Annotated in this window: 23 protein-coding genes and 1 pseudogene; 14 read left to right on the forward strand and 10 right to left on the reverse strand. The window is 66.3% G+C overall.

Annotated elements, in window-relative coordinates; all coding sequences use genetic code 11:
* The 7 genes from V6M89_RS29215 to V6M89_RS29245 form a co-directional block, all read right to left on the reverse strand.
* On the reverse strand, window positions 1–711 hold a 711-nt coding region (locus V6M89_RS29215; RefSeq protein ID WP_332856517.1), incomplete at its 3' end, for an Hpt domain-containing protein.
* 15 nt (window positions 712–726) lie between these two features.
* Entirely contained in the window at window positions 727–2,499 is a 1,773-nt protein-coding gene (locus V6M89_RS29220) for a methyl-accepting chemotaxis protein (RefSeq protein ID WP_332856518.1), read from the reverse strand.
* Window positions 2,500–3,033, reverse strand: coding sequence for a YfiR family protein (locus V6M89_RS29225; protein ID WP_332856519.1), 534 nt, complete (start codon window positions 3,031–3,033; stop codon window positions 2,500–2,502).
* Window positions 3,021–4,958, reverse strand: coding sequence for a TonB-dependent receptor plug domain-containing protein (locus tag V6M89_RS29230; RefSeq protein ID WP_332856520.1), 1,938 nt, complete (start codon window positions 4,956–4,958; stop codon window positions 3,021–3,023). The genes V6M89_RS29225 and V6M89_RS29230 overlap by 13 nt, the downstream gene beginning before the upstream one ends.
* Before the next feature lie 14 nt (window positions 4,959–4,972).
* Window positions 4,973–5,584 (reverse strand): chemotaxis protein CheW, encoded by a 612-nt coding sequence (locus V6M89_RS29235; RefSeq protein ID WP_332856521.1) that lies wholly within the window; start codon window positions 5,582–5,584, stop codon window positions 4,973–4,975.
* Entirely contained in the window at window positions 5,584–7,056 is a 1,473-nt protein-coding gene (locus V6M89_RS29240; protein ID WP_332856522.1) for a CheR family methyltransferase, read from the reverse strand. Before V6M89_RS29240 ends, V6M89_RS29235 begins: the two co-directional genes overlap by 1 nt.
* Window positions 7,046–7,498 (reverse strand): chemotaxis protein CheW, encoded by a 453-nt coding sequence (locus V6M89_RS29245; RefSeq protein WP_332856523.1) that lies wholly within the window; start codon window positions 7,496–7,498, stop codon window positions 7,046–7,048. The genes V6M89_RS29240 and V6M89_RS29245 overlap by 11 nt, the downstream gene beginning before the upstream one ends.
* Window positions 7,499–7,646: 148 nt before the next feature.
* Here V6M89_RS29245 and V6M89_RS29250 point away from each other — a divergent pair, with 148 nt between their 5' ends.
* The 4 genes from V6M89_RS29250 (at window position 7,647) to V6M89_RS29265 (ending at window position 11,793) form a co-directional block, all read left to right on the forward strand.
* On the forward strand, window positions 7,647–8,399 hold the full coding sequence (locus V6M89_RS29250; RefSeq protein WP_332856524.1) for a DUF72 domain-containing protein: 753 nt from the start codon (window positions 7,647–7,649) through the stop codon (window positions 8,397–8,399).
* A gap of 83 nt (window positions 8,400–8,482) precedes the next feature.
* Window positions 8,483–9,121, forward strand: coding sequence for a guanylate kinase (gene gmk / locus V6M89_RS29255; protein ID WP_117011606.1), 639 nt, complete (start codon window positions 8,483–8,485; stop codon window positions 9,119–9,121).
* 24 nt (window positions 9,122–9,145) lie between these two features.
* On the forward strand, window positions 9,146–9,349 hold the full coding sequence (rpoZ, locus tag V6M89_RS29260) for a DNA-directed RNA polymerase subunit omega (RefSeq protein WP_026334175.1): 204 nt from the start codon (window positions 9,146–9,148) through the stop codon (window positions 9,347–9,349).
* A gap of 113 nt (window positions 9,350–9,462) precedes the next feature.
* Complete coding sequence (locus V6M89_RS29265; RefSeq protein WP_332856525.1) at window positions 9,463–11,793, forward strand: RelA/SpoT family protein; 2,331 nt, start codon at window positions 9,463–9,465, stop codon at window positions 11,791–11,793.
* Between the two features lie 71 nt (window positions 11,794–11,864).
* Here the strand turns inward: V6M89_RS29265 and V6M89_RS29270 are convergent, their stop codons facing one another.
* The 3 genes from V6M89_RS29270 to greB are packed head-to-tail and all read right to left on the reverse strand — an operon-like array spanning window position 11,865 to window position 14,013.
* Window positions 11,865–12,578, reverse strand: a complete 714-nt coding sequence (locus tag V6M89_RS29270; RefSeq protein WP_332856526.1) for a transposase — start codon at window positions 12,576–12,578, stop codon at window positions 11,865–11,867.
* Entirely contained in the window at window positions 12,579–13,427 is an 849-nt protein-coding gene (locus tag V6M89_RS29275) for a hypothetical protein (RefSeq protein ID WP_332856527.1), read from the reverse strand.
* A gap of 19 nt (window positions 13,428–13,446) precedes the next feature.
* Complete coding sequence (gene greB / locus V6M89_RS29280; RefSeq protein ID WP_116990373.1) at window positions 13,447–14,013, reverse strand: transcription elongation factor GreB; 567 nt, start codon at window positions 14,011–14,013, stop codon at window positions 13,447–13,449.
* A gap of 115 nt (window positions 14,014–14,128) precedes the next feature.
* Here greB and V6M89_RS29285 point away from each other — a divergent pair, with 115 nt between their 5' ends.
* From V6M89_RS29285 to V6M89_RS29330, 10 genes and pseudogenes are all read left to right on the forward strand, one after another.
* Window positions 14,129–14,698: a hypothetical protein gene (locus V6M89_RS29285; protein WP_332856528.1), complete on the forward strand. Its 570-nt coding sequence runs from the start codon at window positions 14,129–14,131 to the stop codon at window positions 14,696–14,698.
* Window positions 14,699–14,731: 33 nt separating this feature from the next.
* Window positions 14,732–15,916, forward strand: a complete 1,185-nt coding sequence (locus V6M89_RS29290) for a sensor histidine kinase (RefSeq protein ID WP_332856529.1) — start codon at window positions 14,732–14,734, stop codon at window positions 15,914–15,916.
* A 33-nt stretch (window positions 15,917–15,949) separates the two neighbouring features.
* Window positions 15,950–16,597 carry a response regulator gene (locus V6M89_RS29295; protein WP_116990377.1) on the forward strand — a complete coding sequence of 216 codons (648 nt, stop codon included), beginning with the start codon at window positions 15,950–15,952 and terminating at the stop codon, window positions 16,595–16,597.
* Between the two features lie 161 nt (window positions 16,598–16,758).
* Window positions 16,759–18,336: a GGDEF domain-containing protein gene (locus V6M89_RS29300; protein WP_332856530.1), complete on the forward strand. Its 1,578-nt coding sequence runs from the start codon at window positions 16,759–16,761 to the stop codon at window positions 18,334–18,336.
* A 298-nt stretch (window positions 18,337–18,634) separates the two neighbouring features.
* Complete coding sequence (locus V6M89_RS29305; RefSeq protein WP_332856531.1) at window positions 18,635–20,215, forward strand: flagellin N-terminal helical domain-containing protein; 1,581 nt, start codon at window positions 18,635–18,637, stop codon at window positions 20,213–20,215.
* Between the two features lie 90 nt (window positions 20,216–20,305).
* Window positions 20,306–20,689 carry a flagellar protein FlaG gene (locus tag V6M89_RS29310; RefSeq protein WP_332856532.1) on the forward strand — a complete coding sequence of 128 codons (384 nt, stop codon included), beginning with the start codon at window positions 20,306–20,308 and terminating at the stop codon, window positions 20,687–20,689.
* 257 nt (window positions 20,690–20,946) lie between these two features.
* The gene (gene fliD, locus V6M89_RS29315) at window positions 20,947–23,631 is read left to right on the forward strand and encodes a flagellar filament capping protein FliD (protein ID WP_332856533.1); all 2,685 of its coding nucleotides are present in this window, start codon (window positions 20,947–20,949) and stop codon (window positions 23,629–23,631) included.
* Window positions 23,632–23,659: 28 nt separating this feature from the next.
* On the forward strand, window positions 23,660–24,094 hold the full coding sequence (fliS, locus tag V6M89_RS29320) for a flagellar export chaperone FliS (RefSeq protein ID WP_332856534.1): 435 nt from the start codon (window positions 23,660–23,662) through the stop codon (window positions 24,092–24,094).
* Window positions 24,095–24,097: 3 nt separating this feature from the next.
* Window positions 24,098–24,427 (forward strand): flagellar protein FliT, encoded by a 330-nt coding sequence (locus tag V6M89_RS29325; protein ID WP_332856535.1) that lies wholly within the window; start codon window positions 24,098–24,100, stop codon window positions 24,425–24,427.
* 14 nt (window positions 24,428–24,441) lie between these two features.
* A pseudogene (locus tag V6M89_RS29330) lies at window positions 24,442–24,891 on the forward strand (flagellar hook-length control protein FliK); the annotation flags it as partial.

Below are 24,891 nucleotides of genomic sequence, written 5' to 3' on the forward strand. Positions count from 1 at the left end.
CGCGCGGGCGATGGCGCGCGCCTCGCCGACGGTGCGGCTCCAGTGCTTGCGCCAGCCTTCCAGCTCGCCATGCAGCGCGCGCAGGTCGGCGGCCATGTGTTCGGCGCTGAACTTGAAGGCCAGCAGCTCCTCGGCCTGCAGCAGCAGCGCGGTCAGCTTGGCGGTGGAGATGCGCACCGTCTGCTCCGGCTCCTGCTCGGGCGCGGCGGCCGGCATGGATGGCGCGGCGGTCGCCACCGGCATCGCGGACACGGCGGCCATCGGCGGCATCGAGAACGGCGGCATCGGCGGCGCCGTGCCCATGGCCGCCGGCGGCGCGGACAAACCGTACTGCGCTTCCATCAAGGCCTGCAGCAGCCCGCCCAGCTCGTATATACCGCCATCGAGCAGCCCGCGCAGCACGTCGATGGTCAGGTACAGCAGCTCGAACATGGGCGCCGGCGGCGCCCGCTGCGCGCGCTTCAGCAGGGCCAGCACGCTTTCGAGCGCCTGGCACACGGCCTCGATGTCGGCCAGGTTGACCGCGCGCGCCGCGCCCTTGAGGCTGTGCACCTCGCGGAACAGCGTCTCCACCAGGCCGGCCGCGCGCGCGGGGTCACCCGGCCGCTCCAGCTCCAGCACCAGCGCCGACATCGCGCCGACATGCTCGTCGGCCTCCAGCCTGAAGGTCGCGAGCAGGCGCTGCAAGAATCGTTCGTCGTCCGTAGCCATGCGCCCCTCCCCGTGTTACACCCGATACCGCCCGACCATCGCCTTCAGCTTCTGGCCCAGCGCATGCAGATCGTGCGCGGCCGCCTCGGCCTGGCGCGTGCTGGCCATGTTCTGGGTGGTCGAGACCTTGATGTTTTCCATCGCCAGCGCCAGCTGGTCCATGCCGGCCAGCTGCTGGTGCGCCGACACCGCGATCTGGCTGGCCGCCACCGCGCTGTCGCCGATGCTCTCGGTCAGCTGGCGGATCGCCTCGCCGGCGTCGCGCGACTGCCGCACGCCCAGCTCGACCGCCTTGGCGCCCTGCTCGGTGGCCAGCACCGCGCTGCCGGTGGCCTTCTGGATGTCGCCCAGGATGGTGCGCACCTGGGCCGTGGCCTGGCGCGACTGCGCGGCCAGGCTCTTGACCTCCTGCGCCACCACCGCGAAACCCTTGCCGTGCTCGCCGGCCTTGGCGGCCTCGATCGAGGCGTTCACCGCCAGCAGGTTCGACTGCTCCGACAGGTCGTTGACGCTGGCGATCAGCTCGCCGATCGCCTGGCTCTGCTCGGACAGCCGCATGATGCTCTCGGCGATCAGCTCCATCTGCTCGCGGATCTGCTGCATGCCCTCGATCGACTCCTCCACCGAGCGCTTGCCGGTCTGCGACACCTGGGCCGCCTTCTGCGCCGTCTCGGCCACGTTCTTGGCCTTCTGGCTGGCCATCAGCGCGGTCTGCTTGACCTCGTCGAGCGTGGCCGAGGTCTCGCTCATCACCGCCGCCGCCTCGCTGGCGCCGGCCGCCACCTGGGTGGTGCCGGCCAGGATCGCGCTCGACGATGCCGCCAGCACGTCGACCCCCTCGCCGATCTCGCGGTTCATCTCGCGCAGGTTGAGCACCATCGCCGCGAACGCCTTGCCCAGCACGTCGTGCGCGGACGGCGGCGCCAGCGCCCCGGTCAGGTCGCCGGTGGCGATGCGCTCGGCCGCCGCGGCCTTCTCGCGCAGGTTGTCGACCATCGCCGCGAACGCCATGCCCAGCGCGTCCTGCTGCGAGCGCGGCACCACCTGCAGCAGCAGGTCGCCGGAGGCGATGCGGGTGGCGATCGCCACCTTCTCCTGCAGCGACAGCGCCATCTCGCGGAACTTGTCCTGCAGCAGGCCGATCTCGTCGGCGCGCGCGCGCCCGGCCGGCCGCACCACGATCTCGCCGGCCGCCACCAGCCGCGCCGCCTCGGCGATGTCGCGGATCGGCTGCACGATCACCGCGTGCAGCCGCAGCGCGCTGGGCAGCGAGATCAGCAGCGAACCGATCATCACCAGCAGGATGATGCCGCCGTAGCGCACCATGCGCGTGAGCATGGGCTCGGTGCTCAGCCGCAGATACACGCTGCCGACCTGGCGCTGCTTTTCCCGGATCGGCCAGGTCCCCACCAGCTCGTCGCCGACGAAGCGCTGGCCCTGCGCCTCGGCGCGCGCCGGCAGCGGCAGCGCCTGCCGTTCCGGACGGGCGTAGCTGGCGAACGGCGCGCCGTCGGCCGCGTACAGCGCGGCGGCGGCGACCTCCGGATTCGCTTGCAGCGCGTTCAGGTATTCCTGCGCCGCCTTGGGGTCGCTGAACACCAGCGACGGCGCCACGCTGGCGGCCAGGATCTCGGCCTGCACCGCGATCTCCTGCTGCTTCTGGGCGCGGTAGGTGTAGACGTCGTAGCTGACGATCACCGTGCCCGCCATCAGCAGGGCGATGGCGCTGGCCAGCACGGTGATCAGCATCAGCTTGCGGCGGATCGGACTGTCGATAAACCAGTGCATTTAGCGGCCCTCCTTGCCGGCGCGCGACTTGACGCTGAGCGCCATGTTGAGCAGCTTGGAGCTGATCAGCAGGCCGTTGCGCGCGGCCGCCTCGTCGTCGACGTTGAAGCGCACGCGGTTGTCCTTGAGCGCGAAGCTGATCACGCCGCCGCCGCGCGCCTCGCTGACGGTCAGCACCCCGCGCAGCGCCTCGCGCGGCGCCTCGGCGGCGCCCAGGTAGGCCACGTGGCAGCCGGACTCGCGCGTCAGGCTCTTCAGGCGCCGCAGTTGCAGCGGATGGCTGTCGACATGCTCGCCGTTGACGGCGGCATCGAGCGCGGCGCCGAACGGGTCGTCGCCCACCACGCACAGCACCAGCGGGCTGGCCGGGGCGGCGAAGGCACCGGCCGGCCACTCGATGTACAGGCCGAACTTGTACAGGTAGGCGCCCTTGACCGCATATTCCAGCGTCTCGCCCTCGGCCGCGACGGCGCCCGGCGGCGCCAGCGCCAACAGCAGCAAGGCCAAACGCGCCAGGCGGGTCAGAATTTCCATATCAGTTGCAGGTAAAGACTGCGTTCAAAGGCGGCACGCGGCGAGGTGCCGGTGATGGTGCCGAACTCGGCGTGGCGGCGGTTCAGCAAATTGACCGCGCTCAGCGCCAGCTCCAGCCGCGCGGCCGGACGCCAGCCCAGCCGGGCATCCAGCGAGGTGTAGGCCGGCACGTAGGGATAGGGCAAGCCCGCCACCCGGTCCAGCGACAGGTCCAGCTCCATTCCCCGCGGCAGGTCGTGGCTGGAGCGCAGCGTGTAGCGGTGCGGCGGATCGTTGCCGAACAGCGTGCCCGGCCCGCCGGCCGGCGGCGGCACGCTGGCGCCCGGTTGCAGCCTGATGCGCTCGCGCAGCAAGCTGTGGCTGGCGCTCAAACGCCAGTCGCGGCTGACCTGGTAGTTGCCCCACACTTCCAGGCCGGCGACATTGCCCTCTGCGTGGTTGGCGACCTGGAACGTGTTCTTGGCCGGGTCGTAGTCCACCGTGCGCATATCGTCGTACTTGTTGTAGTAGGCATTGACCGAAAACGACAGCCGCTCGGTCGGCTGGGCGCGGTAGCCCAGCTCCAGCGCGGTCAACCGCTCCGAACGGAAGTTCGGCCCGCCGCGCAAGGCTGCGGTGGGGATGCCGAAGACATAGGCTTCGCGGTCCACCCGCGACGGCGTGCGCAGCGCCCGCGACAACGCGGTCCACCACAACGTATGGGCGTCCGGCTTCCACGCCAGCCGCAGATTGGGCTGGAATTCAAGGCCAGTGTAGGAATTGCGCTCGGCCTTGGCGCCCAGGGTCAGCTTCCACTGCGGGTCGAGCGCGATGGTGTCCTGCACAAACAGATTGGCCAGGTGGGTTTCCACCCGCTCCGGCAGGAACTTCAGGATCGCGCCATTGGTGGCGGTGCTGCGCCACAGCCGGAAGCCGCCGCCCCACACCAGCTCCTGGCGCGCGCCCAGCGGCAGGCGATGCTGGGCCTCGACGTCGTAGGTGTCGTTCGCTTCGCCGAGCATGATCACGCCCGGTATCAGGTTGTTGACGCGGTCGTAATAGCCCTGCACCTGCAGCGCCGCGCCGTCGGCCAGCGCGCGGTCCCAGCGCGCCAGCAGGTTGCCGCCGGAACGGTGGCGCTCGCTGCCGGCAAACTGGTCCAGCTGGCGGTCGTACAGGTCGCCCTGCAAGGTGAGGCCGTTGTCGCCCCGGCCCCAGTCGGCGCGGAAGCCCAGCTGGCGGCCGGACCAGCCGTCGCCGGCGCCGCCGCCGGCCATGGTCAGGTTGGGGTCGCGCCGAAAACCCTTGGCGTACACCCGCATGCTGGCGTCCTCGCCCAGCCGCCAGCCCTGGCGCACGGCGACGCCGCGCTCGGCGTTGCCGCCGCCCAGCGACACCAGCGTGCCCTGGCTATCCTTGCTGGAGCGGGTGATCACGTTGATCACGCCGTTGACCGCGTTCGAGCCCCACAGCGTGCCGCCCGGGCCGCTGATCACCTCGATCCGCTCGATATCCTCCATCATCACATCCTGGGATTCCCAGAACACGCCGGCGTTGAGCGGGTTGTACACCACCCGGCCGTCGATCAGCACCAGCAGCTTGTTGCCGTTGCCGTTGCTGCCGCCGCGCGCGGTGACCGCATACGTGGTGCCGTTGGTGCGCGCCACCTCCAGGTTGGGCGCCAGCCGCAGCGCCTCCGCCAGGCTGGTGGCGCCGCTGCGGCGCACGTCCTCGCCGGTGATGATGAACACGGCCGCGGCGGCGTCGCCCAGCGACTCGGCCTTCTTCGACACCGAGGTGATCGGGATTTCCGCCAGCTCCTCGATGCTCATGCGCGAGAGCTGGCTGGGCAGTTGCTGGGCCGCGGCGCCGCCGGCCAGGCACAGCAGGCCCGCGCCCAGCCAGCAGGTCGGCGTGCGGCGCTGCGGTATCAAGAAAAGCTCCATCGGCATCTCCTGGTTCAAACTACATTCTGCTCCACCACCATGGCCGGATCGGACAGCAGGCGCTCGCCGTCCAGCACGATCAAACGGGCGGCGGTCACGCCCTTCAGGTAATCGGCGCGGATCCCGCCCAGCGTGGGCGGCGCTGGCTGCAACTCGGCCAGCACCAGCTTGTTCACGCCCAGGATCTGGTCGGCCAGCAGGCCGAAGCGCATGGCCCCGCCGCGCAGCACGATGATCTTGTTCAGGTCCGTCAAGCCCTGCTGCGGCAGGCCGAAAAAACGCTTCAGGTCGACCAGCGACAAAATCCGCCCGCGCACATTGACGATGCCCAGCACGAAGTCCGGCGTGCACGGCAGCGGCGTCAGCTCGCGCAGCACGTGCACCTCGTGCACATGCGTCATCTCCAGCGCGTAGCGTTCGTGGGCCAGCATGAATTCCAGCACCTCGGCCTCGGCGTCGGGCGCCGGCGCGGCCGGCGGCACGCGCGCCAGCAACTGCGCGCGTTGCTCCAGCAGCGCGCGCAGCTGTTCCGGCGCCACCGTGGTTTGCTGCCGCGCCGTGGCGGCCGCCGCGGCCAGCCGCGCGCGCACCTGCTCCCAGTCCAGTTGCTGGCGCCGGGCCGGCATCAGGCGGCCCCGGCGCCGGCGCGCATCAGATCGGCCAGTTCGCCCGCGCGCACCCCGCCCGAGTGCGCCAGCACATCGTCCGGCGCGTGCCCGCGCAGCAGTTCCAGCGCGTTGGCGAAATGGCGCTGTGCCTCGCGCAGCGCGCCGTTGCGCCGGCACAGGCTGCCCAGCGTGAAATGCGCCAGCACGAAGTCAGGGTCCAGATAGAGCGCGTCCTTGAGGGCGCCGATGGCCTCGGCGGCGCGGCCTTGCTCTTCCATGATCAGCGCCTGCAAATAGCGCAGCGCCGGGTCGCATTTATCGGTGGCGATCGCGGCGGCGCAGCACAGGCTGGCGTCGTCCAGCAGGCCAAGGTCGGCGCACCGGCGTGCCTGCAGCGCCAGCGCAGGAGCAGGCTCGGTGGACGCGGCCACGTTGGGCGCCGACTCGACAGGCCCGGCCCCGATGGGCGGCTGCCCGGCAGACGCGTCAGCGATGGCGGCCACGTCGCGGAGCGGCTCGACAACAATGGTTGCCGTCCCGGTGGGTGCGACCGCGATGGCGGCGGCAGCGGCGGCGGGCACGGCGGAGTGCAAGCCGGTGGCGGCCGCCACCAGTTCGGCCCGCAGCGCCTCCGGCCGCTGGCGATACAGCAGCGCGGAGGGAAAACGCACCGGCTCGAACGGCGCCAGCAGCGCGTGGCCGGCCTCGGCCATGCCGACCGCCAGCCAGCCGTCCGGCGCCAACGCGCGGCCCAGCCGCTGCAAGGCGCGCGCGCCGCTGGCCGGTTCGAAATACATCAGCACGTTGCGGCACAGGATCAGGTCCATAGGCGGCGCCCCCACTTCCGGGCCGGGAAACAGGTCGGCCGCCAGGTTCAGGTAGTCGAAGCGCACGCCCCGGCGCAGCGCCGGCGCGATGGCCCGCAGGCCATCCTGCGGCGGCCCGAAGTGGCGCCACACCAGCCAGGCCGGCACCGCGCGGAACGACCAGTCGCGGTAGCGGCCCTGCTCCGCCTTGCGCAGGAAGCCGGCGTTGACGTCGGTGCCGAGCAGGGTGATGCGCCAGTCGGCCAGGTCGGGAATCAGGCGCTGCAGCAGGATCGCCACCGAATACAACTCCTCGCCGGTGCAGCAGCCGGCGCTCCAGATGCGCAGCGTGCGGCCGGCGGCGCGGCGCGCGGCGATCAGGGCCGGCAGCACCTCGTGTTCGAGCGCGTCGAACACGGCCGGCTCGCGGAAGAAATAGGTCTCGCCGATGGTCAGCTGGTGGGCCAGTTGTTCGATCTGGCCGCGGGTCGGCGGCGCCGCCATCAGGCGCCGCATGCAGGCGCCGGCGCCGGCCCCGGCCACATCCAGCGCCTGGGCCGCGCGCACCAGCTCGGGCCATTGTCCGCGCGGAAAATGCAGGCCCAGGTGCTGCGTGATATAGCCGCTGAACGCCGTCAGCAAGGCGTCGGATGGCGCGGCTTCGGTATCGCGGTCAACCAGCATCGGATAGCGCCTTCTCGAGAGCTAATTCCTCGTCCAGTGACAGGAAGCGATCCAGGTCGTGGATCAGGATCATGCCGTCGTCCAGCTTCATGACGCCGCTCATGTACTCGGCGCCGGGAATGATGTGGCCGGCGGTCACCACCGCCTCGTCGGCGCACTCGGCGACGCCGTTGACGGCATCGGCGATCAAGGCCAGGCGCCGGCGCGCGGTGCTCGCCAACACCATCTGGTCGCTCAGCGCGATGGCGCGCGCCGGCAGTTGCAAGCGGCGCCGCAAATCGATCACGGCCACCACCTGCCCCTGCACGTTGACGATGCCGCACACCGCGCCTGGCGCCGCCGGAAACGGCGTCACCGCGACCGCCCGCACCACCCGCTCCACCGCCGCCAGCGGCAGCGCGTAGCGTTGCCCTTCCAGAGTCCAGATCAGCAGCTGTGGCACGATGGCTTGGCCCGTCAGAGAGTTCCCGATTAATTGTGATACAGAAATCATGAGAAATCCATCCAATTGTCACACTATCCTCTTTTTACAACAATGCAACGAACGGACGTCTGCGCTATCATTTCGGGATTGACTCGGGGGGCGGCGTATGGCGAAAACAGGCACTGTACGGGTAGGCATAGGCGGCTGGGATTACGCGCCGTGGCGCGAGACTTTCTATCCGAAAGGCGTGCCGCAAAAGAAGGCGCTGGAGTACGCCAGCCGCCAGCTCAGCAGCATCGAAATCAACGGCACCTTCTACCGCACCGCCAAGCCCGAGCACTTCGCCTCGTGGGCCGCGCAGACGCCGGACGATTTCGTCTTCTCGGTCAAGGCCAGCCGTTTCGCCACCAACCGCAGGGTGCTGGCCGAGGCAGGGGAATCCATAGCACGCTTCATCGACAGCGGCCTGGGCGAACTGGGCGACAAGCTCGGCCCCATCCTGTGGCAGCTGGCCGCCACCAAGCAGTTCGACCCCGACGACCTGCAAGCCTTCTTCAAGCTGCTGCCCACCAAGCTGGGCACGCGCAAGCTGCGCCACGTGCTGGACGCCCGCCACGCCAGTTTTCTGTGCGACGACTATTACCAGCTGGCGCGCAAGCACAAGATCGCCACCGTCATCACCGACTCGCCCAAATACCCCAACCTCACGGAGGTCACCGGCGAGTTCGTCTACGCGCGCCTGATGAACGCGCAAAGCGAAGTGGAGACCGGCTACACCAGGCCGGCGCTGAAGCAATGGGCCGCGCAGGCGCGGCAATGGCAGCAGGACGCCAAGTCCGGCGACGCCTACCTGTACTTCATCAACGGCGCCAAGGAACGCGCGCCGGCCGCCGCCCTGCACCTGCTCACACTGCTGTAAATTGGATGCAAGGGCTTGCTCTTGGTAAAATACATCTTTGGGCGTAGCAATTGTGCGCCCGTTGACGTTTTCGAAAGAGAGACATGAGCTCAACCAACTCATTCGCCGGCAGTTTGTTCATGGTCGTCGCGCCGTCCGGCGCCGGCAAGTCCACGCTGGTCAACGCGCTGCTGGCGCAGGAACCGACCATCAAGCTGTCGATTTCCACCACCACCCGCGCGCCGCGTCCGGGCGAGACCCACGGCAAGGAATACTACTTCACCACCGCCGAGGATTTCGTCCAGCGCGCCGACGCCGGCGAGTTCCTGGAGTGGGCCGAAGTGCACGGCAATTACTACGGCACCTCGCGCATCATGGTCGAACAGCAAATGAAGACCGGCACCGACATCCTGCTGGAAATCGACTGGCAGGGCGCGCGCCAGGTGAAGAAGCAGTTCCCGCAGGCGGCCGGCATCTTCATCCTGCCGCCGTCGATCGACGCGCTGGAGGAACGCCTGAAGAAACGCGCCACCGACGCCCCCCACGTGATCACGCGCCGGCTGCTGGCGGCGGGCGGCGAAATCGCCCACGCTCCCGAGTTCGAGTATGCTATCATCAACGAAGAATTTGCAGTCGCCCTGTCGGAATTGACGGCGATTGTCAGAGCGGCCCGTTGCCGGTTTGCGCAACAAGCGGCGCGCAACGCCTCGCTATTTGCCCAATTGGGTATCCACGCTGAATAAATACACAAGATTTTAGGAGTTAAGATGGCCCGCATTACTATTGAAGATTGTTTGAAACATATCCCTAACCGTTTCCAGCTGACCCTGGCCGCGACCTATCGCGCCCGCCAGCTGCTGCAAGGCCACACCCCTAAGGTCGAAGCCAAGGACAAGCCGACCGTCGTCGCCCTGCGTGAAATCGCCGCCGGCAAGGTCGGTCTGGAAATGTTAAAAAAGGTCCCAATGTAAGTTGGGCCCGGCGTTCCCGAACAATGTGAATGGTGCGGTTTAGCAGTAAGTATGGGATATTCTGGTAACGGATATTCCAATTTCACATTCTCATCGAGACGGAACGCAAACGTATGAATCTGATCCCTGCCGATCCGACACTGAGTGGCAAGCCCGCACGGGCCAAACAGCCGGCCCCTGCGCCGGCTGCTGCCACGTCAGGCGCCGACGCAGGGGATAGCACCACCACCCTCGCCTCATCCGCACCAGCTCCCATCCCGCCTGTGATTTCTTCGTCGCCCCTGGCCACGCCTACCCTGACCGCGGGCGTCGCCTCCGTCACGCATCTGACCGAAAAACTGGCCGAGTACATGAACGCCGCCGACCTCAAAAAGGTCAAGGAAGCCTACCGCTTCTCGGACGAAATGCACCTGGGCCAGGTGCGCAAATCGGGCGAGCCGTATATCTCGCATCCGATCGCCGTGGCCGAGATCTGCGCCGACTGGAAGCTCGACGCCCAGGCCATCATGGCGGCGCTGCTGCACGACGTGATGGAGGACCAGGACGTCAAGAAGGAAGAGCTGATCGAACGCTTCGGCGCGCCGGTGGCCAACCTGGTCGACGGCCTGTCCAAGCTGGAAAAGATCGAGTTCCAGAGCCAGATCGAGGCGCAGGCGGAGAACTTCCGCAAGATGCTGCTGGCGATGGCGTCGGATGTGCGCGTGATCCTGATCAAGCTGGCCGACCGCCTGCACAATATGCGCACGATGGAGGTGATGGCGCCGGCCAAGAAGGCGCGCATCTCCAGCGAGACGATGGAAGTGTATGTGCCGATCGCCCACCGCCTCGGCCTGAACAACATCTACCGCGAGCTGCAGGACCTGTCGTTCTCGCACCTGTATCCGCTGCGCTACCGCACCCTGGCCAAGGCCGTGAAGGCGGCGCGCGGCAACCGCCGCGAGGTGGTCAAGAAGATCCTGGAATCGGTGAAGAACACGCTGTCCATGGCCAGTATCGAAGCCGAGGTCTACGGCCGCGAGAAGACGCTGTACGGCATCTACAAGAAGATGCGCAGCAAGCACCTGTCGTTCTCGCAGGTGCTGGACGTGTACGGCTTCCGCGTGGTGGTCGACAGCTTCCCGAATTGCTACGTGGCGCTGGGCACCCTGCACTCGCTGTACAAACCGATGCCGGGCAAGTTCAAGGACTACATCGCGATCCGCAAGCTCAACGGCTACCAGTCGCTGCACACCACCCTGATCGGCCCGTACGGCACGCCGGTGGAGTTCCAGATCCGCACCCAGGAAATGCACCGCACCGCCGAATCGGGCGTGGCCGCGCACTGGCTGTACAAGAACGGCGACTCGAACCTGTCGGACATGCAGCAGCGCACCCACGCCTGGCTGCAGTCGCTGCTCGACATCCAGCAGCAGACCGGCGACTCGGCCGAATTCCTCGAACACGTCAAGGTCGACCTGTTCCCCGACTCGGTGTACGTGTTCACGCCCAAGTCCAAGATCATCGCGCTGCCGCGCGGCGCCACGCCGATCGACTTCGCGTACTCGATCCACACCGGGATTGGCGACCACACGGTGTCGGTCAACATCAACAACGAGCCGGCCTCGCTGCGCACCGAGCTGCGCAACGGCGACATCGTGGAAATCGTCACCGACGCCAATTCGCGGCCCAGCCCGACGTGGCTGTCGTTCGTCCGCACCGGCAAGGCGCGCTCGGCGATCCGCCACCACCTGCGCACCATCAACCTGCCGGAATCGATCACCCTGGGCGAGCAGCTGCTGGCGCAGGCGCTGACCTCGCTGGGCATCAATCCGGAGCTGGAAGAGCACCTGGTCGAGCGCCTGCTGAACGAGTCGAGCGCCAAGTCGCTGGACGAGCTGTATGCCGACATCGGCATCGGCAAGCGCATGGCGGCGCTGGTGGCGCGCCACATCTTCGGCCTGCGCGGCGGCGAATCGGCCAGCGCGCCGGTCGACCACAACAGCGCGGCCGAGCTCGATCCGGTGACCATCTGCGGCAGCGAAGGCGTGTCGGTGCAACTGGCGCCGTGCTGCCTGCCGATTCCGGGCGACTCCATCCTCGGCCAGCTGCGCCGCGACCAGGGCCTGCTGGTGCACACCAGCGACTGCACCTTGGCCAAGCGCCAGAAGATCAAGGAACCGGACCGCTGGATCGCGGTCAAATGGGGGACGGAATTGAACCGCCGTTTCGACAGCCGCATCAAGCTGCTGATCAACAACGAGAAGGGCATCCTGGCGCGCGTGGCGGCCGAGATCGGCGAGTCCGACGCCAACATCACCTATGTCGGCATGGACGAGGACAAGGAACACGTGCTGCACCAGTTGCGCTTCACGATCCAGGTGAAGGACCGCGTGCACCTGGCGGGCCTGCTGCGCAATGTGCGCCGCGTGGCCGGCGTCAACCGCATCCTGCGCGAGCGCAGTTAACCCCGCACAGCCAGGCTGGGGTCAGACCCCGTACGGGGTCTGACCCCTAAGCGGTGCGGCATGCGCATCGCTTAGGGATGCGGGGTAGAGGCCAGCTCAACTACGAACGCATCATCACCCAGCGGACATCCGCTATTCCCCGCAGCGCGTATTTTCTCGATCTGTTGCGGGGCTAGCGCTTCTTGAAATAGCCTGACATATGCCTGCCGCCGCTCCGGCTCGCTCAACCCAAGACGCTGATACACCACATGCGGGGTCAGTAAAACATCCCTGCGTCCCTCCGCATTCGCCCGATAGCTGGACCAGCGATAATTCCCCGGAAATCTCACCACACCTGCACGCACGGGGTTCAGTTCAATATACCGTTGGCAAACCAGCAGATATTGCTCGGTCTGGACCAAACAGCTCTTGTAGCGCCCATCCCACAGCGTCCCGCTAGCTCGATGGCGATCATTAAAATACTGCGCATAACGCTGCGCAACACCCTTCATCATGCCCGCCAATCCGCGCGCATCCTCAACGGATACCAGCAGATGTACATGATTGTCCATCAGCACATAAGCATGTATCTGACATCCATTGCCCACAGCGTGCTCACGCAACCATTGCCTGTAGACTTCAAAATCTTCATCGATAAAAAAACACGGTTGCCGGTCGTGCCCGCGCTGGATGACATGCAGCGGAACACCGGCCAACGTTAACCGAGCGCGTCGAGCCATGATATGCCCCTCCCAAAGTAAGCCAACGTAGCAAACCTCGCCAAGCGATACGCTGATCGCGCTCAATTACCGATGCTCGAAGGGGTCGTACCAATAGGCCTTGTTGGCCAGCGGCGTTTGCGGGGAGAGTAAGGGATTGTCCAACTTGAAGATGCGGCGCTTGCGCAGCCCCGCCCTCTCGATCAAGCCGTCGTAGAACTCATGGAAGATCTGGTCAAAGCGGCCGTCGGCGATCAGCAGTTGCAACCCATATTCAAGCCGCTGCGCCAGCCTTGGCTGCCCGCCGACGAAGAAGTAGCGAGGCAACGGCACATAGATCGCAAAACTGCTCTCCACCGCCAGTTGCGGAAACCCCGGCGCATATTCCTCACGCTCGAACAGCGCCTCGTCTATCGCGCGCGGAAAATACTGGAAGCGGTGCGCCGCCAGCATGCGGTGCAGGCCCGACGTGGTCGCGCCGGCCTGCACCGTGAAGCCGGCCTGCTGCAACACCGCCGTCGAACTCCACTGCCGCCCCGCTCCCAGGCTCTTGGCCTTCAGTTGCGCCAATGTGCGCACCTTGGAAAACTCGGCCTGGTCACGGCCGTCGATCAGCGCAATGCGGTAGCCCGACAGCCCCTTGTCCACCGGGATGCGCACCGGGATCAGCTTCCGCTCCCATTCCGGCGACGTCACCTGCGCGCTCAGATTGACCTCGCGCCCCGTCATCATCTCCAGCATCAGCCGGTCGCGCTGCACCCGCAGCGTCGAGATCCTGACTTCGAACGCGCCGTACCTGGCGCGCGAGGCCTCCAGCGCCGCCGTCAGCAGGCGCTTGATATGGCTGTCGTTGTATTCGGACTTGCTGGAGTTGAGGTCGATGACATAGCTGTCCAGCGCCGCCGCCTGCGTCTGCCAGCCCAGCAGCGCCAGCAAGCAAGCCCAGCGGCGCAGACTAATCGGCAGCCGGGGCCGGATACGTCACCTCAAGGATCTCCAGCTCCTCGACGCCGTGCGGCGCCTGGAAGGTGATGACATCCCCTTCGCGCGCCTTGGTCAGCGCGCGCGCCACCGGCGCCACCCAGCTGATCTTGCCGTTCAATGGATCGAGCTCGTCGATGCCGACGATGGTGATGGTGCGGGTTTCGTCCAGCTGGTTGCAATAGGTGACGGTGGCGCCGAAGAACACCTGGTCGCTGCCGTGGTGCACGCTGGGGTCGACGATGGCGGCCGAGTCCATGCGCTTGGTCAGGAAGCGGATGCGGCGGTCGATCTCGCGCAGCCGCCGCTTGCCGTAGATATAGTCGCCGTTTTCCGAGCGGTCGCCGTTGGAGGCGGCCCAGTGCACGATGCGCACCACCTCCGGCCGGTCGACGTCGATCAGCTGCAGCAGCTCATCCTTGATGCGCTGGTAACCTTCCGGACGGATATAGTTCTTCGACCCGGCCGGGATCGCCAACGCCAGCGCCGCGGCTTCCTCGTCGTCGTCCTGGTCCGACTCTTTGACAAATGCTTTGTTCATGCGGGGTATTGTAACGGCTTCGTGCGTCGCCGGGGCTGTTGTGCACGTTCGGTGTTTTTCCCCGCGCCGGCGATGCTTTCACGTATCATGATAACGATAGAACAATGCTTCAACGATGAAACTCTTCCACCGCTTCTGCCGCTCGCTGTTTGCCCCGCTGGTCTACCTGGCGGCCCTGCTGTTGCTGCTGGAGGACTGGCTGTGGGACGTCGGCATGCGCGTGCTGCGCCGCCTGTCGTCCTGGCCGCCGCTGCACCGGCTGGAGGCCTGGATCTGCACGCTGGGCCCGCGCGCGGCGCTGGCGCTGTTCGTGCTGCCGGCCGCGCTGCTGTTCCCGGTCAAGCTGCTGGCGCTGTGGGCGATGGCGCACGGCCACCCGCTGCTCGGCCTGCTCGTCATCGTGCTGGCCAAGCTAGTCGGCGCGGCGGCGGTGGCGCGCATCTTCCTGCTGACGCGGCCGGTGCTGATGACCATCGTCTGGTTCGCCCGGCTGCTGCACTGGTTCCTGGCGCTGAAGGAGCGCTGGGTAGCACGGCTGCGCGCCACCCGCGCCTGGCGCCGCGTCAGCGCGCTGGCCAAGGCCTGGCGCCACTGGCGCCGGCACGCCGTGCCGCCGCCGCGCAGCTGGATGGCGCGCTTCCGCCGCCTGCTGCGGCGCTTCCGCGCCCGCTGGCGCGCCCGCTAATTCACTATCCACCATACTATTTAAATCATTCCCATGAGCGCAGCTTCCCTCCCCCATCCCGACAGCGCGGCCCTGGCCGACGAACTGGAACAGGTGCGCGCGCGCTTCGACGCCATCGTCTCCAACACGCCCGGCCTGGTCTACCAGTTCGTGCTGCACGCCGACGGCCGCGTCAGCTTCCCCTACCTGAGCGACGGCTGCCAGGCGCTGCTGGGCCTGACGGCGGCCGAGCTGCGCGAGCAGCCCGAGCGCTTCCTGGAACTGATCCTGTCGGACGACCGCAAGTCCTACCTGGACGCGATGCAAGCCTCGGCCAGCGCGCTGTGGAGCTGGAACTGGGAAGGCCGGATCTGGGTCGACGCCTGGAAGGACGTCAAGTGGATCAACCTGCGCTGCACGCCGCACGCGCTGGCCGACGGCGCGGTGCGCTGGGACGGCATCATGACCAACATCAGCGAGAGCAAGCAGGAGCAGATGGAAGTGCGCCACTCGCGCGCCCGCCTGGCCGAGCTCAGCGCGCATGCCGAACGGGTCAAGGAACAGGAGCGCACCCGCATCGCGCGCGAGATCCACGACGAGCTGGGCGGCAACCTGACGGCGATCAAGATGGCCGTCGCCATGCTGGCCGCCCGCCTGGACGAGGTCGGCGACTTCCCCGCGCTGCGCGAACGGACCGACTACGTCGACGCCCTGGTCGACCGCACCATCGACGCCGTGCACCGCATTTCGCTCGACCTGCGCCCGGCGCTGCTGGACCTGGGCCTGGTGGCGGCGCTGGAATGGCAGGTCAAGGAGTTCGAAAAGCAGACCGGCATCGCCTGCAGCTTCAACGCCAACCAGCGCGAGATCGCGCTCGACAACGACCAGACCACCGCCCTGTTCCGCATCGCCCAGGAGGCGCTGACCAATATCGCCAAGCACGCCGGCGCCACCCGCGTCAGCGTCAAGCTGGCGCGGCTGCGGCACCACATCAGCCTGAAAATCGGCGACAACGGCAGCGGCATCCGCCAATCCGACCGCGCCAAGCCGGCCTCGTTCGGCCTGCGCGGCATGGCCGAACGCGCGCGCGCGCTGGGCGGCACGTTGGCGCTGAGCCACGCGGCCGGCGGCGGCACGCTGGTGGCGATCAAAATTAAGCACGAAACCGAACGCGCGGCCCTCATCGCGGCGGCCGCCGGCGCTACAATAGCGGGTGAAAACATTTCTGCCGTGAAATAGCAAATAAAGTAAAAAGAGGAAGCAGAGACCCGCATGTCAGAAAAAGCCATCATCAAGGTCTTCATCGCCGACGACCACGCCATCGTGCGGGAAGGCTTGAAACAAATCCTGGCCGAGACGCGCGACATCGTCGTGGCCGGCGAGGCCGAAAACGGCCTGGACGCCATCAAGCTGTTCCGCAAGTCGGACTGCCAGGTGATGCTGCTCGACATTTCGATGCCCGACCGCAGCGGCATCGAGGTGCTCAAGCAGATCAAGAAGGAAAAGCCGGAGCTGGCGGTGCTGATGCTGTCCATGCACCGCGAGGACCAGTACGCGATCCGCTCGCTCAAGGCCGGCGCGGCCGGCTACCTGACCAAGCAGAGCGCGCCGCGCGAGCTGGTCACGGCGATCCGCCAGGTGGCCGGCGGCCTCAAGTACATCAGCCCGGCGCTGGCGCAGGAACTGGCCAACCACGTCGGCGAGGACCACGAGGCGCCGCCGCACGACACCCTGTCCGACCGCGAATACCAGACCCTGACCATGATCGCCTCCGGCAAGACGGTGGGCATGATCGCCAAGGAACTGTCGCTGTCGGTGAAGACGGTCAGCGAGTACCGGGCCCGCCTGCTGGTCAAGATGAAGCTGAAAAACAGCGCGGAACTGACCCATTACGCCATCAAAAACCAGCTGATAGAGTAGATAATGGGTAGGCTATGAATAAGCGCCCGCCACACGCTTGCCGCTTTGCCTACGCTTGATACTCTAATGAAAGATGCCTTCCGGCCTTTTATTCAAGCTATGCCAATCGGCGCGCGGACTTATTATGGTTTAATGAACAAACCTTTAAGAGGCAGCATCTGATGTCCAGCAAACCATCCACTCCCGAGCAGAATCCGGCCGAGATCGCGCGCGAGGCGTTCAAGCGCCTGGCCGTGCGCCGCATCGCGCCGACGCCGGAAGCTTACCGCGACATCTACAACGAAATCGCCGGCATCGCCGCCGCGCCGGCCGCCCCGATCGGCGCGGTCGATCCCGGCCCGGAATCGGTGCTGAGCCAGTTCGCCACCCGCCTGACCGAAAACACCGGCGACCTGGCCGACTTCGGCCGCCGCTTCAACCGCGCCGTCAAGTCGCGCGACTGGGAAGGCTATGCCAAGGCGCTGTCGCAACTGGTGGAAAAACACTTCGTCGGCAAGAGGGGCGGCATCGAAGTGGCCGGCATGGCGCCCGAGGACGAGCAAAGCCGCACCCTGCGCGACCTGCTGAGCCGCACCCTGACCTTCGCCGTGGCGTCCTTGCTGTCGGGCGCGCCGGTGCTGGTGGCCGAGGCCGAATCGCTGGGCGCGGCCACCAAGCTGGCCCACAGCGAGGAAGCGCTGGCCGAGATCGCCGTGCGCCTGAAGCAGCTGTGCTACCAGATCGAACTGCGCGGCGGCGACAGCGGCGAGCAGCAGGAACTGCTGCTGCGCCTGTTCAAGCTGCTGCTGGAAAACGTCAGCGAGCTGCTCGACGACGACAGCTGGCTGCGCGGCCAGATCGAATCGGTGCAAAACCTGATCACCGGGCCGATCGACGTGCGCGCGCTGGAGGAAGCCACCCGCAGCCTGAAGGAAGTGATCTACAAGCAGGGCCAGCTCAAGCACAGCCTGTCGGACGTCAAGCTCACCGTCAAGAACATGATGATGACCTTTATCGACCGCCTCGGCCAAGTGGCGGCCTCGACCGGCGACTTCCACGAGAAGATCGGCGGCTATTCGGAAAAGATCAGCAAGGCCGACAATATCTCCGAGCTCAACAACATCCTCGACGAGGTGCTCAAGGAAACCCGGCTGGTGCAGAGCGAGGCGCTCAAGGCGCGCGACAAGATGGTGCTGGCGCGCCAGGAAGTGCAGGACGCCGAGAACCGCATCCACGCGCTGGAAGCCAAGCTGCAGCATTTGAGCGAACTGGTGCGCGAAGACCAGCTGACCGGCAGCCTCAACCGCCGCGGCCTGGACGACGTGTTCGAGCGCGAGACCGCGCGCGCCGACCGCCGCGGCACGCCGCTGTGCATCGCCATCCTCGACCTCGACGACTTCAAGAAACTCAACGACACCTACGGCCACATCGCCGGCGACGCCGCGCTGAAGCACCTGGTCAAGATCGTCAAGGACACGCTGCGCTCGATGGACGTGATCGCCCGCTTCGGCGGCGAGGAATTCCTGATCCTGATGCCGGAAACCTCGGTCGAGGCGGCCGCCAGCACCATGACCCGGCTGCAGCGCGAGCTGACCAAGCACTTCTTCCTGCACGATAACGAGAAAGTGCTGATCACCTTCTCGGCCGGGGTGGCGCTGCGCCGTCCCAACGAGGAGCAGACCGAACTGGTCAAGCGCGCCGACAAGGCCATGTACACCGCCAAGCAGACCGGCAAGAACCGGGTGGTGGTGGCCGAATAAGCCGCTGTTTGCTCCGTTTGCTCCCCGCCCGGCCCTTGCCGGGCTTTTTTTTGCCCAAAAACAAGGGTGAAAAATAATTATTTTTACCCTAAAGATTCCGTGATTGCTGTCGTTTAAACGGGCATAGGTATTGAACTTTAGGCCTGCCAGAGAAAATTTCCCTCCTTTTCAGCCCTTAATTTTCCCACAGGGCAACCGTTACCAGTAACAACAGCGGTTTGAATGTCTCGGAACGTGGAGACAGACCAATGGGAACTGAGCATATTGCCGAATCGAAGTATCAGTCTGGAGAAACATCATGGCACAAGTCATTAATACAAATATTGCATCGCTGAATTCGCAACGTAACCTGACCACGTCGCAAGCCTCGCTGTCGACTTCCCTGCAACGCCTGTCTTCCGGTTTGCGCATCAACAGCGCAAAAGACGACGCCGCCGGCCTGGCGATTTCCGAGCGCTTCACCTCGCAAATTCGCGGCAATACCACGGCAGCACGTAACGCCAACGACGGTATCTCGCTGGCTCAAACGGCCGAGGGTGGCTTGAGCACTGCAGGCGATCTGCTGCAACGTATCCGCGAACTGGCAGTCCAGTCCGCCAACGGCACCAACTCCGATTCCGACCGCAAGTCGATCCAGAACGAGGTCTCGGCGCTGTCGGGCGAGCTGAATCGCGTTGCCACCTCGACCCAGTTCAACGGCCAGAACGTGTTGGACGGTTCGCTGACCTCGGCCCAGTTCCAGGTCGGCGCCAATTCGGGCCAGACCATCAACGTCGGCGTGCAGTCGGCCAAGGCCACCGACATCGGCAACAACAGCCTGTCGTCCTACTTCCTCAACACCGGCGGCACGCTGTCCGACGCCACCGCTGCTGCCGCGACCGCCACCAACGTCCACCTGGCCAACAACCAGGCTGCGGACACCCTGAACGTCACGTCCGGCAGCGGCACCACCACCAACGTCAGCATCGCGGCCGGCGACAGCGCCAAGAAAATCGCGGCAAGTGTCAACGCCCTGTCGAGCCAGAGCGGCGTGAGCGCAACCGCGACCACCAACGCCACCATTTCCGGCTTGGCCGACCCAACCGCCGGCGACGGCTCGGTGCAGTTCACCCTGCGCGGCGACAACTCGCTGGAGGCGGATTCGACCTCGACCGGCGTGACGATTTCGGCCAAGGTCAAAGGCGGCGATCTGTCGGCAGTGGCCCAGGCCATCAACGCGCAGAGCGGCACCACCGGCATCTCGGCCGCCATCAAGACCAACACCACCAGTGGTGTCAAGGAATTGCAACTGACGAGCTCGTCCGGCGCCGACATCGAAATCAACAACACCAACGCCGCCAGCGACGATCTGTTGGCCAAGGCGACCACCCTGGTCCGCGGCACCGACCAGCCGGCCGTGGGCAGCACCGCCGCCGTCAAAGCCTTCGATCAGGCCGGCCCGGCGAAAGACAGCGCCATCACCATTGGCGGCAAGCTGAACTTTTCGTCCGACAGCGGTTTCTCGATCGCTTCGGCCGCGCCGACCACCACCATCGTCAACGGTTCCACCGGTTCGGACCTGCAATCGGTGGCCAAGGTCGACGTGTCGAGCGTGGACGGCGCCAACAAGGCCCTGAAAACCATCGACTCGGCGCTGAACCAGATCAACAGCAACCGCGCGGCACTGGGTGCGATCCAGAACCGTTTCGCTTCGACCATCTCGAACCTGAACACGACGACGGAGAACTTGTCCGCTTCGCGTAGCCGGATTCAAGATACCGACTTCGCGGCGGAAACGGCCAACCTGACTCGCGGCCAGATCCTGCAACAAGCTGGTACCGCCATCTTGGCCCAGGCTAACTCGCTGCCGAACGGCGTGTTGTCCCTGCTGCGTGGCTAAAATCCGGGTAGGAGTTGACGCGGTAAGGTCGCTCTGACTAGGTTCCCCGGTTGATTTATTCAGCCGGGGATTTTTCACAAAGGAAGCATCATGACTATCGATACCATCGGCTCGGCCTCGCAGGCCCGCCCCGTAGACCGTCCGGCCGCCGCCGTCGGCGACGCCAGCGCACAGTCCGCGCGCGCGCCGGCCACGCCTGTCGAGACCGCCTCCGCCGTCAAGGGCCCGGCCAACGTGCCGACGCTGGATCAGGTCCACCAGGCCGTGTCGCAGCTGAACAAGTCGGCGCAGGCCAAGTCGCAGGGACTGGAATTCTCGGTCGACAGCGACACCAAGCGCACCGTGGTCAAGGTGGTCGACCAGACCACCAAGGAAGTGTTGCGCCAGATTCCCTCGCCCGAAGCGCTGGAAATCGCCAAATCGCTGGAATCGAACTCCGGCACCTCCGGCTTGCTGATCCAGCAAACCGCCTGAAGCGGCCGCGCTCGCGCGCGCCGCTTTTTCCTCATCCATGGCATCCTGATTCAGGGAACGCCAGCTTGTCGTGTTGCACAGGATCTGACGGGCCGCGCCCGTGACGCAGCCGCATCGCCGCTCCACTACGCCCTGCTGCCCCGCCCCCGCTGCCCGTTTTTTCAGCTTTGCCTGAACTGGCAGGTATTCTCCCCTCTCAAGTCCGGTTTGATTCTGCCGATATTGTCTTATATTATTGCTTTACTTAGGAGCACATCGTGGGCATCTCTACACCGGGCATCGGCTCTGGCATTCCGGTCGACTCCATCGTCAGCAAGCTGATGGCGGTCGAATCCGCGCCGCTGGCCGATTTCGACAAGAAGTCGGCCAGCTATCTGGCGCAGGTGTCGGCGTTCGGCAATCTGTCCGGCGCGCTGGGCAGCTTCAGCGGAGCGCTGGCCGGACTGACCTCGGTGTCGAGCTTCCAGACGCTGGTGAGCACGCCCAGCGACCCCTCCGTGATGACCGCGACCGCCGGCAGCACCGCGCAGCCGGGCACCTATCGGGTCAACATCAACCAGCTGGCGCAGGCGCAAACGCTGGCCTCGGGCGGCTACAAGACCACCACCGCCGCCATCGGCCTGGGCGCCAAGACCACCATCAACTTCTCGCTCGGCACCGTCAGCGGCGGCAGCTTCGGCCTGACCGGCGCCCAGCTGGGCGCCAGCCTGTCGAGCGGCGGCCTGACGCCGGGCTCGCTGAGCATCAACAACACCGTCATCGCCAGCGACGGCACCACCCGCAGCGCGCGCCTGCTGGCCGACGCCATCAACGCCAAAAGCACCACCACCGGCGTCTCGGCCAAGGCCGCGGCCACCGTCACCAGCGCCACGCTGTTCGGCGCCGCCGGCGCCTCCAGTTTCGGCGATGTCGACACCAGCGGCGGCGGCAGCTATTCGCTCAAGGTCGGCGGCGTCGAAATCGCCGCCCAGGCGGCCGGCACGGCCGGCGGCGGCGGGGTCACCGCCGCCGCGCTCGATGCCGCGCTGGCCCCCAACTCGGCCGTGGGGCGCGCGCTGGCCGACGCCAACATCACCGTCAGCGGCACCGCGGTCGGCGGCGACCTGCAATTTCACAATCAGGACGGCAGCAACATCGCCGTCGCCGAAGCGGTCACGGGCAGCGTCACCGGCGGCATCGGCAACAGCGGCGCCGCCAATATCGGCTCCAGCACCACGGCCGTCGGCTCGATCTCGCTGATCTCGGCCGACGGCAGCCCGATCAGCGTCGGCGGCACCAATCCGGCCGGCGCCGGCCTGACCGCCGGCGTCGGCGGCGCCTACCTGGGCGCCAGCTTCGCCGCCGACTCGACCCGCACCAGCGGCAACGTCGTCATCGACAGCAGCAACAACACGCTGCAGGGCATCATGGCGGCGATCAACAAGGGCAACTTCGGCGTCACCGCCAGCATCGTTTCGGATGGCGCCACCGGCGCCAGCGCCACGCCCAACCACCTGATCCTGACCTCGACCGCCACCGGCGTCAGCTCGACCATGAAGATCACCCTGTCCGGATCGGGCGGCAACCCGCCCGACCCGGACCTGGTCTCGCTGCTGGGCTACGACCCGGGCGGGGTGCAGAGCCTGAGCCAGAAGACCTCGGCGGCCGACACGCTGGCCACCGTCAACGGCATCGCCGTCACCAGCTCCAGCACCAGCATCAGCGGCGCGGTCACCGGCGTGAACATCAGCGCCCTCAAGGTCGGCAGCTCGACGCTGTCGGTGAGCAAAGACAGCGGCTCGCTCAGCACCTCGGTCAGCGGCTTTGTCAAGGCCTACAACGACTTGAACAACCAGATCAAGCAATTGGGCGCGTATGATCCCGACACCAAGACCGGCGGCCCGCTGCTGGGCGACACCACCTTGCGCAACCTGCAGGCATCGATCCGGCGCCAGCTCGGCACCTCCATCGCCGGCCTGCAAGGCACCAGCCTGACCAACCTGTCGCAGATCGGCATCTCGTTCCAGAAAGACGGTTCGCTGACCTTGGACAACGCCAAGTTGCAAAAGGCCGTCACCAACAACTTCAACGACATCGCCGGCCTGTTCGCGGCAGTGGGCCACGGCTCCGATCCAGAGGTCAAGTTTTCCAGTTCCGGCACCAACACCAAGGCCGGCGATTATGCGATCAACATCACCCAGCTGGCCACCCAGGGTACGCTGCAAGGCACCACCGTGTTGCCGGCCGAAACCGTGATCGATGCCGATACCACCTGGACCGTCACGCTGAACGACACCACCCCGGCCACGCTGGCCAACACCGCCACCATTTCACTGCCGGCCGGTAGCTACAATCCCAGCCAGCTGGCGACGCTGTTGCAATCGTCGATCAACGGCGTCAGCGCGTTTTCCGGCGCCGGCGCCACCGTCAGCGCCACGGTTGGCGACGACGGCAAGCTCAAGCTGGCCTCGACCAACTATGGCGCGAAATCGAACATCCACATCGCGACGGCCACCGGCACCGATATCTCGGCCGTGTTCGGCACCGGCGCGTCGGTCGACGGCGTGGACGTGGCCGGCACCATCGGCGGCTACACCGCCATCGGCAGCGGCCAGAGCCTGACCGGCGCACCGGGCGCGCCGGTTGACGGCCTGAAGCTGACCATCACCGGCGACACCATCGGCTCGCGCGGCAGCTTCGGTTTCTCGCAGGGCTATGCCTACCAGCTCAACGCGCTGGCGGCCGGCTACCTGGGCGCCAAGGGCGCGATCACCAGCCGCACCACCGGCCTGAACAATTCGGTCAAGGACATCAGCAAACAGAAGGACGCCTTCAGCGCCCGCCTGGTCGACATCGAAGCGCGCTACCGCGCACAGTACACGGCGCTCGACACCTCGATCGCCAGCATGAATACCACCGCGTCATTCTTGACGCAACAGTTCGCGGCGCTTGCCAAGCAATAGCCGCTGACGCTTTAACAGGAGACAGAGTATGTTCGGATCGCGACAAACTGGCGTGCATGCCTATGCCAAGGTCGGCATGGAGACCGGCGTGATCGCCGCCAGTCCTCACAAGCTGATCGTCATGCTGTTCGACGGCGCCCTGGTGGCCCTGAACGGCGCGCTGAACGGCATGCGCAACGGCGATATCGGCGAGAAAGGCAAATCGATCTCCAAGGCCATCATGATCATCGACAGCGGCCTGCGCGCCGCGCTCGACAAGAATGCCGGCGGCGACATCGCCGAGGGCCTGGACGCGCTGTACGAATACATGAGCGCGCGCCTGCTGACGGCCAATATGAACAACGATCCAGCGATCCTGGAGGAAGTGCAGCGCCTGCTGACCGAGTTGCGCGACGCCTGGAATGCGATCGCCGACACCCCTGCCGCCACCGGCGCCCAACCCACCAATCTCGCGAGCGCCTGATTCATGATGACCAGCCAAGATATCCTTTCCGTGTACGCCGCCATGGCCGAGCTGACCGAACAGATGGTGCAGGCCGCCACCCGCAGCGACTGGGACCAGTTGGTGCTGCTGGAGCAGCGCTGCGCCGCCCACGTGCAGGCGCTGCGCGAACAGGAACCGGCGCAGCCGATGCAGGGCGCCGAGCGTGAGCGCAAGATCAACCTGATCCGCCAGATGCTCAACGCCGACCGCCAGATCCGCGACCTGACCATGCCGTGGATGGCGCAACTGTCCAAACTGATCAACTCCACCGGCACTGAACGGCGCGTCATCAACGCCTACGGCAGCGTCTAAAGCAGGGGCGCGCCATGTTGCCGCCCGTGGTCACCATCCTGCCGGTCGGTCCGGCGGCCGAGGTCGGCGGCGTCGCGCCGGTCGGCGACGGCCGCCAGGCGGCCTTCCAGCGCGCGCTGCAAAGCCTGGTCGGCCAATCGGTCACGGCCGAAGTGCTGTCCAAGTTCAACGACGGCAGCTTCCTGGTCAAGGTGGCCGACAACGCGGTGCGCATGATGCTGCCGCCGGAAGTGCAGGTCGGCGCCGAAGTGCCGCTGACCGTGCTGACCGCCAATCCCCGCCCCACTTTCCAGCTCGGCAATAACAGCCCCGGCAGCTCGGCCACGCTGGTCTACAGCGAGCCCGCCGATGCCGGCGACGGTCTGTACTCGCCCACCCTGCCCTCGCAAGACGCGCCGGCCGCAGCGCCGGCCACGCCCCGGCCAGCAGCCGGCGCCGCCACGCCGGGCCAGGCGGCCACGCCC

Origin of the sequence: Duganella sp. S19_KUP01_CR8 (assembly GCF_036688705.1) — a bacterium.
GTDB lineage: Bacteria > Pseudomonadota > Gammaproteobacteria > Burkholderiales > Burkholderiaceae_D > Rugamonas.